The organism is Streptomyces sp. W16, assembly GCF_033194735.1.
Taxonomy (GTDB): Bacteria; Actinomycetota; Actinomycetes; order Streptomycetales; family Streptomycetaceae; genus Streptomyces.
This window is the reverse complement of the sequence record NZ_JAWOAI010000451.1, coordinates 1-8,366: the sequence shown is the minus strand read 5'-3', so window position 1 is coordinate 8,366 and position 8,366 is coordinate 1. Positions and strand designations below refer to the sequence as shown.

At 70.5% G+C, this 8,366-nt stretch carries 7 protein-coding genes; 1 reads left to right on the top strand and 6 read right to left on the bottom strand.

Translation table 11 applies throughout. The features are described 5' to 3' along the window. The 5 genes from R6V09_RS39855 to R6V09_RS39835 all read right to left on the bottom strand — a co-directional run. A partial coding sequence (locus R6V09_RS39855; RefSeq protein WP_317886372.1) for a cation:proton antiporter domain-containing protein occupies positions 1-326 on the bottom strand: 326 nt, incomplete at its 3' end. A 104-nt stretch (positions 327-430) separates the two neighbouring features. Next, a complete protein-coding gene (locus R6V09_RS39850; RefSeq protein ID WP_317886371.1) occupies positions 431-901 on the bottom strand; it encodes a GNAT family N-acetyltransferase in 471 nt (156 codons plus the stop codon). Then, complete coding sequence (locus tag R6V09_RS39845; protein ID WP_317886370.1) at positions 898-1,842, bottom strand: RluA family pseudouridine synthase; 945 nt, start codon at positions 1,840-1,842, stop codon at positions 898-900. Before R6V09_RS39845 ends, R6V09_RS39850 begins: the two co-directional genes overlap by 4 nt. Positions 1,843-1,894: 52 nt before the next feature. Continuing rightward, positions 1,895-2,470: a signal peptidase II gene (gene lspA, locus R6V09_RS39840; protein ID WP_317886369.1), complete on the bottom strand. Its 576-nt coding sequence runs from the start codon at positions 2,468-2,470 to the stop codon at positions 1,895-1,897. 88 nt (positions 2,471-2,558) lie between these two features. Further along, a complete protein-coding gene (locus R6V09_RS39835; protein WP_317886368.1) occupies positions 2,559-3,473 on the bottom strand; it encodes a TraR/DksA family transcriptional regulator in 915 nt (304 codons plus the stop codon). Positions 3,474-4,113: 640 nt separating this feature from the next. Here R6V09_RS39835 and ileS point away from each other — a divergent pair. Continuing rightward, positions 4,114-7,251: an isoleucine--tRNA ligase gene (gene ileS / locus R6V09_RS39830; protein ID WP_317886367.1), complete on the top strand. Its 3,138-nt coding sequence runs from the start codon at positions 4,114-4,116 to the stop codon at positions 7,249-7,251. A 233-nt stretch (positions 7,252-7,484) separates the two neighbouring features. Here the strand turns inward: ileS and R6V09_RS39825 are convergent. Beyond that, the coding region (locus R6V09_RS39825) for a DivIVA domain-containing protein (protein WP_317886366.1) at positions 7,485-8,366 on the bottom strand (882 nt) is incomplete at its 5' end.

Genomic DNA, 8,366 nt, shown 5'->3' with positions numbered 1-8,366 from the left:
AGCCCCGGCACGATGGCGCTCGCGACGGCGGCCACGGCGAGGGTGGTGACGAAGACCAGCGCCACGGCCAGCAGGAAGATGGGCCGGATGTTGGCCGTGAACTGCCGCCAGGAGGTGCGCCGCACGGCCGCGTACAGCAGCGGTGGCAGCAGCAGGGGCAGGATGAGCTCGGGCGGGACGTTCACGTTCGGCACGAAGTCGGCCACCGCGAGGACTATCCCGAGGAGGGTCATGAGCACCGGCGCCGGCAGACCGAACCGGTCCCCCAGCGGGACGCTCACCACGGCCCCGAGCAACAGGACGAAAAGCAGGGCCAATTGATCCACGGTCAGGGCTCCGGCGGGATCTCGACGTTCACACAGCGGACGCCCCAGCCTGCCACGCCGCCCGCCCCACCAGCCTTTTCGACGCCCTCAGGTTGGAGAGCCGGTCACAGGGCGCGCCGCATCGCCCGGTGCGGAATGCCCGCGTCCGCGAACTCCGGGCCGTACGCCTCGTAGCCGAGCCGTTCGTAGAACCCCAGCGCGTGCGTCTGGGCGTGCAGGTCCACCGCGGCCAGCCCACGCGCGCGTGCCGCGCCTTCGATGGCCCGCACCAACGCGACCCCGACCCCGAGCCCCCGCGCCTCCTTGGTGACGGCCAGCCGCCCCAGGGAACCCACGGTGAGATCACCGTCGGTCTTCGCCGCAGCCGCCTCACCGTGCAGCAGCCGCCCGGTGCCCAGCGGCGTCCCGTCCTCGCGCACGGCGAGCACATGCGTCGCTACGGTGTCGTAGTCGTCGTACTCGATCTCCTGGGGCACGCCCTGCTCGACGACGAAGACCTCCTTGCGCACCGCGAAGCAGGCCTCACGGTCGGCCGGGTCCTCGGCGACGCGCACCGCGTAGGACGCCGGACTCATGCGTACGTCTCCTCGCGCACCAGGTCCAGGGCCTGCTGGAGGTCGTCCGGGTAGCCGCTCTCGAACTCGACCCACTGGCCGTCGGCGGGGTGCTCGAAGCCGAGCCGGACGGCGTGCAGCCACTGGCGGGTCAGGCGCAGCCGCTTGGCGAGCGTCGGGTCGGCGCCGTAGGTCAGGTCGCCGACGCACGGGTGGCGGTGGGCGGCCATGTGCACGCGGATCTGGTGGGTGCGGCCGGTCTCCAGCTTCACATCGAGCAGGGAGGCCGCGCGGAAGGCCTCGATGAGGTCGTAGTGCGTGATCGACGGCTTGCCCTCTGCGGTGACCGCCCACTTGTAGTCGTGGTTCGGGTGACGGCCGATGGGGGCGTCGATGGTGCCACTGGTCGGGTCGGGGTGGCCCTGGACCAGCGTGTGGTAGCGCTTGTCGACCGTGCGCTCCTTGAACTGGCGCTTCAGCGAGGTGTACGCGCGCTCCGACTTGGCGACCGCCATCAGGCCGGAGGTGCCGACGTCGAGGCGGTGCACGATGCCCTGGCGCTCGGCGGCACCCGACGTCGAGATCCGGTACCCGGCCGCGGCCAGGCCGCCGATGACGGTCGTGCCGGTCCAGCCGGGGCTGGGGTGGGCGGCGACGCCGACCGGCTTGACGATCACGATCACGTCATCGTCGTCGTAGACGATCTCCATGCCCTCGACCGGCTCGGCGACGATCTGCACGGGCGCGGGCGCCTGCGGCATCTCGACCTCAAGCCAGGCCCCGCCGTGCACGCGCTCGGACTTCCCGACCACCGAGCCGTCGACCGTGACCTTCCCCGCCGCGGCCAGCTCGGCGGCCTTCGTACGGGAGAAGCCGAACATACGGGAGATGGCGGCGTCGACACGCTCGCCCTCCAGGCCGTCGGGCACGGGCAGGTTTCGGATCTCGGGAACTGTGCTCACTCGGTCGAGTATGCCGGACGGGTCCGACACCGCCTTACCCGATCCCGTGCGCTCAGTCCTTGTGGACGGTGCCGTCCGGGTCGAGGCCGCGGAAGGAGAGCAGCACGATCAGGATGCCGCCGCAGACGATCGCCGAGTCGGCGAGGTTGAAGACGGCGAAGCCCTTGGGCGCGATGAAGTCGACGACCTCACCCTGGAAGATGCCGGGCGAACGGAAGATCCGGTCGGTGAGGTTGCCGAGGGCGCCGCCCAGCAGCATGCCGAGCGCGATGGCCCACGGCAGGCTGTAGAGCTTGCGGGCCAGCCGGGCGATCACCACGATCACCGCGGCGGCGATCATCGTGAAGATGACCGTGAAGGCCGCACCGAAGCCGAAGGCGGCGCCGGGGTTGCGGATCGCGTGGAACTCCAGCCAGTCCCCGAAGACCTCGATCGGCGCGTGGTGCTCCAGCTTGGCCACCACGAGCAGCTTGCTGACCAGGTCGAGCGTGTACGCGAACGCGGCCACCGCGAACAGCACGGCGATCCGGCGCCTGCCCCTGGGGGGCGCGGTCTCGCCCCGCTCCGGCTCGGTCCCCGCCGCCTCTGGGGTATCCGGCGTACCGATGATGCGCTCCGCCTCTGCCACGTGAGTCCCTCGAACCTAGGTACCTGACTGAGGAAGAGGGTACGGCACACCTCTCGGCACCCTCTGTACCGGCGTTCTGTACGGGCGTTCAGTACCGGCGTTCCTGCTTCTGCTTGCACTCGACGCACAGGGTGGCCCTCGGGAAGGCCTGCATGCGCGCCTTGCCGATCGGGTCGCCGCAGTTCTCGCACAGGCCGTACGTGCCCGCGTCCAGCTTTCCGAGGGCGCGCTCGGTCTGGATCAGCATCTCGCGCGCGTTGGCGGCGAGCGCCATCTCGCTCTCCCGCGTGATGTTCTTCGTGCCGGTGTCGGCCTGGTCGTCGCCTGCGCCGTCCCCGGAGTCCCGCATCAGACCGGCGAGGGCCCGCTCGGTGGACGTGATCTCCTCGCTCAGCCGCTCGGCGTCGGCATGCAGCTCGGTACGGGCCTCTTCGACCTCCTGAGGCGTCCAGGGGTCCTCGCCCGGGCGGACCGCCAGCTCGCCCGGTCCGGCCGCCGCGGCGAGCCGCGCCTTGGGAACGGGTGTCTTCGCCGCCGTGGCCGTGCCAGAACTCTTCTTCGCAACCACCGTCGTGGCTCCCGTCTGCTCCGCGGCCTGCGCCGCGCCCGCCGTTGCCTTCTTGGCCGCACTCTTCGTGCGCTTCGCGCTGTTCGTCGTCTTGGCGGTCGCCGTCGACCCGGCCGCCGGCTTCGCGGCCGACTTCTTCGTCGTCGACTTCTTCGCGGTCGATTTCGTCGTCGTCTTCGTCGTCTTCGTGGCGGTGCCCTTCGGGGACTCGCTCAGGGCGACGGCCGCCTTCGGGGTTGCCGTCTTCTTCACAGCCACCTTCTTCACGGCCGTCTTCTCCGCGTTCACAGCCGTCGATTTGGCGGCCGGTCTGTTCACGGTCGTTCTCTTCACGGTCGTCTTCTTCGAACCGGTCGCCTTCTCCGAAGAAGCCGCCTTCGTAGCGACCGCCTTCTTCGCCGCGGTCTTCTTCGTTGCGGTCTTCTTCGCCACCATGGCCGCGGCCCCTTCACATTTTGTGATCACGCACGCGAATCGTGCTGGGACGATAAATCGACTTGAGTCCCGCGGCAACGGGGCACGCCGCCCGATTCGTCCACCCCTCCGGCCCCGCGCGGCGAGCCTTCATGCGTTGTGCCCAGCTCCCCGCCGGGTAATCCGCCGAGCCCGGCACCCCGGAACCCGAACGCACGTTCAGCGCCATTCGAGTCAGTCGAGAGGCCGGAAAGCCCCCGCCCGGCCCCCCGCGCGAAGCACCCGCGAAAGCCCCCTTCGAGGCCCTCGCAAAACCGGTCGGCCGCTGTCGGCGCGGGCCCGTACACTGGGCGGAGCGAGAAGCGTGGATGGGGACGAGTAGCGGCGTACGCAGCCCAGAGCGACCCGGGGACGGTGGAAGCCCGGGGGCCGGCGCGACGTGAAGATCACCCCGGAGCCGCCGGAAGAAAGCCGCAGCCGACCGGCCGCGGCGAGTAGACCCGGTATCGCGACCCCAATGAGGGGGCTCACTGGTGCGCAGGGTGCACCGGGGAGCCAAGGAGGGTGGTACCGCGGGAGCGCGCCGCACACGGCGTACGGAAAGTCGTAGCTCTCGTCCCTCCGGACGGAAGGCAGAAAGTCCGCCGGAGGAAGCTCGCTGATGACAACGCCGACGTACCGCCAGGTGCCCGCCCAGGTCGACCTGCCCGCGCTGGAGCACGCCGTGCTCGACTTCTGGCGCGATCAGAAGATCTTCGCCAAGACCCTGGACCAGTCCGAGGGGCGCCCCGAGTGGGTGTTCTACGAGGGCCCGCCCACGGCCAACGGCATGCCGGGCGCCCACCACATCGAGGCGCGCGTCTTCAAGGACGTCTTCCCCCGCTTCCGGACCATGCGCGGCTACCACGTGGGCCGCAAGGCCGGCTGGGACTGCCACGGCCTCCCTGTGGAGCTGGCGGTCGAGAAGGAGCTGGGCTTCACCGACAAGCAGGACATCGAGGCGTACGGCATCGCCGAGTTCAACGCCAGGTGCCGTGAGTCCGTGACCCGGCACACCGACGCCTTCGAGGCCCTGACGACCCGCATGGGGTACTGGACCGACCTCGAAGACCCGTACCGCACGATGGACCCCGAGTACATCGAGTCGGTCTGGTGGTCCCTCAAGGAGATCTTCAACAAGGGCCTGCTGGTCCAGGACTACCGCGTCGCCCCCTGGTGCCCGCGCGACCAGACGGGCCTCTCCGACCACGAGCTGGCGCAGGGCTACGAGACCGTCGTCGACCCCTCCGTGTACGTCCGTTTCCCGCTCACCTCCGGTCCGCTGGCCGGCCGTGCCGCACTCCTGGTCTGGACGACGACCCCCTGGACGCTCGTCTCCAACACCGCCGTCGCCGCCCACCCCGAGGTCACCTACGTCGTCGCGACGAACGGCGAGGAGCAGCTCGTCGTAGCCGAGCCGCTGCTCGCCAAGGCCCTCGGCGAGGGCTGGGAGACCACCGGTGAGAGCTTCACCGGCGCCGAGATGGAGCGCTGGACGTATCAACGTCCGTTCGAGCTCGTGGAGTTCCCGGAGCCGGCCCACTATGTGGTGAACGCCGAGTACGTGACGGTCGAGGACGGTACGGGTCTGGTCCACCAGTCCCCCGCCTTCGGCGAGGAGGACCTCAAGGTCTGCCGCGCGTACGGCCTGCCGGTCGTGAACCCGGTCCGCCCGAACGGCACCTTCGCCGAGGACGTCCCGCTCGTAGGCGGTGTCTTCTTCAAGAAGGCCGACGAAAAGCTCACCGAGGACCTCAAGGACCGCGGCCTGCTCTTCAAGCACGTGCCGTACGAGCACAGTTACCCGCACTGCTGGCGCTGCCACACCGCGCTCCTGTACTACGCGCAGCCCTCCTGGTACATCCGCACCACGGCCGTCAAGGACCGCCTCCTCCAGGAGAACGAGAACACCAACTGGTTCCCGGACACCGTCAAGCACGGCCGGTACGGCGACTGGCTGAACAACAACATCGACTGGGCGCTGTCCCGCAGCCGCTACTGGGGCACCCCGCTGCCGATCTGGCGCTGCACTGAGGACCACCTCACGGTCGTGGGCTCACGCGCGGAGCTGACCGAGCTGACGGGCACCGACCAGTCGGCCCTCGACCCGCACCGCCCGTTCATCGACGCGGTCACGTTCCCGTGCCCCCAGTGCGCCGAGACGGCGACCCGCGTGCCGGAGGTCATCGACGCCTGGTACGACTCGGGTTCGATGCCGTTCGCGCAGTGGGGCTACCCGCACAAGAACAAGGAACTCTTCGAGTCCCGTTACCCGGCGCAGTTCATCAGCGAGGCCATCGACCAGACCCGCGGCTGGTTCTACACGCTGATGGCCGTCGGCACCCTGGTCTTCGACAAGTCGTCGTACGAGAACGTGGTCTGCCTGGGCCACATCCTCGCCGAGGACGGCCGCAAGATGTCCAAGCACCTGGGCAACACCCTGGACCCGATCCCGCTGATGGACCGCCACGGAGCGGACGCGGTGCGGTGGTTCATGGCGGCGGGCGGCTCCCCCTGGGCGGCACGCCGGGTGGGCCACGGCACGATCCAGGAGGTCGTCCGCAAGACGCTCCTGACGTACTGGAACACGGTCGCCTTCCAGGCCCTGTACGCGCGCACGTCCGACTGGGCGCCCAGCGCGGCGGACCCGGCCCCGGCCGACCGCCCGGTCCTGGACCGCTGGCTGCTGTCCGAACTCCACGCGCTCACCGACCAGGTGACACAGGCTCTGGAGTCCTACGACACCCAGCGCGCCGGCAAGCTCCTGTCGGCGTTCGTCGACGACCTGTCCAACTGGTACGTCCGCCGCTCCCGTCGCCGCTTCTGGCAGGGCGACAAGGCCGCGCTGCGCACCCTGCACGAGGTCGTCGAGACGGTCACCCAACTGATGGCCCCGCTGACCCCGTTCATCACCGAGCGGGTCTGGCAGGACCTGATCGTCCCGGTGACCCCGGGCGCCCCCGAGTCCGTCCACCTGTCCTCGTGGCCGGAGGCTGACCTGTCCGTCATCGACCCGGAGCTGTCGAAGCAGATGGTCCTCGTACGGCGCCTGGTGGAGCTGGGCCGGGCCACGCGCGCGGAGTCGGGCGTCAAGACGCGCCAGCCGCTGTCCCGCGCGCTGATCGCGGCGACGGGCTTCGCCGCCCTGGACCGCGAACTGCACGCGCAGATCACGGAGGAGCTGAACGTCGAGGGGCTCGCCTCGCTGAGCGAGGTCGGCGGCTCGCTGGTCGACACCACGGCGAAGGCCAACTTCCGCGCCCTGGGCAAGCGGTTCGGCAAGCGCGTCCAGGACGTGGCGAAGGCCGTCGCGAACGCCGACGCGGCTGCCCTGTCCCTCGCCCTGCGCGAGGGCACGGCGACCGTCGAGGTGGACGGCGAGACCATCACGCTGGCTCCGGATGAGGTGATCATCACAGAGACCCCGCGCGAGGGTTGGTCCGTGGCGTCCGACTCGGGTGCGACGGTCGCCCTCGACCTGGAGATCACGGAGGAGCTGCGGCAGGCGGGCCTGGCCCGTGACGCGATCCGGCTGATCCAGGAGGCCCGCAAGAACAGTGGCCTGGACGTGGCCGACCGGATCACGCTGCGCTGGACGTCGACCGACCCGGAGGTCATCGCGGCGCTGGCCGAGCACGCGGGCCTGATCGCCGACGAGGTGTTGGCGACGGACTTCGCCCAAGGTGAGGCGGACGACACGTACGGCGTCCCGTTCACGGACGAGGGGTTGTCGCTGGTGTTCCGCCTGCGTAAGGCGTAAGCACCACTGGTGCGAGAAAGGGCCCGGTCTCCGCGAAGGAGGGCGGGCCCTTTCTCACTGCCTCGGGTAGGACCAGGAGACGTGCGCCCACGCGGCGGAGCCGCAAATCGATACAGCCCCGCGCCCCTGAAGGCCGAGGCCGGTCAGCCCACGCAAAAGGGCGGGGCCCCGGAAGAAGATCCGGGGCCCCGCCCTTTGAACGCTGCCGACGCCTGAGGCGTACTACAGGCCGGTCAGTTGTCGTCCTCGTCGATCAGGAAGCCGCGCATCGGCGAGGGAGCCTGGCCCATCGGGGACGGGCCCTGCGGGCGTACCGGAGCCATCGGCTGGGTCATCGCCGGCGACATCTGCTGCTGGCCGCCGTAGGACGGACCGGCCGGAGGCGGGCCTCCCATGCCACCCATGCCCTGCGGGCCGCCGTACGACGGGGCGCTCGCGCCTGCCGGGGCCATCGAGGGCGCCGGGGACGGCGGAAGCGACGCGGCGGCCGGAGCGCGCGGCGGAGCCAGCGAGTCGTCGGCCTGGGTCTCCAACTGACGCAGCTGGGACTCCAGGTAGGACTTCAGACGCGTGCGGTACTCGCGCTCGAAGCCGCGCAGGTCCTCGACCTTGCGCTCCAGCGTGGCGCGGGCGGACTCCAGGGAGCCCATCGCGACGCGGTGCTTCTCCTGCGCGTCCCGCTCCAGGGCGTCGGCCTTGGCACGGGCGTCACGCTCAAGACCCTCGGCGCGCGAACGGGCCTCGCCGACGATCTTGTTGGCCTCGGAACGGGCCTCGGCGATCGCCTGGTCGGCGGTCTGCTGGGCCAGCGAGAGGACACGGGCGGCACTGTCGCCACCGGGGCCCTGCTGCGGCATGCCGCCGCCCATCGGTCCGCCCATGCCCATCTGCTGCTGCATGGGGGGCTGGCCGCCCATCTGACCCTGCATCGGGCCTTGGCCCATCTGCTGCATCTGACCCTGCATCGGGCCCTGGCCCATCTGCCCCTGGCCCATCTGGCCCTGCATCGGACCCTGGCCCATGGGGCCCTGTCCCATCGGACCCTGGCCCTGCGGACCACCCTGGCCGCCGGGGCCGGGCGGCAGCTGCGGGGCGCCGCTCGGCAGCTGGGGCGG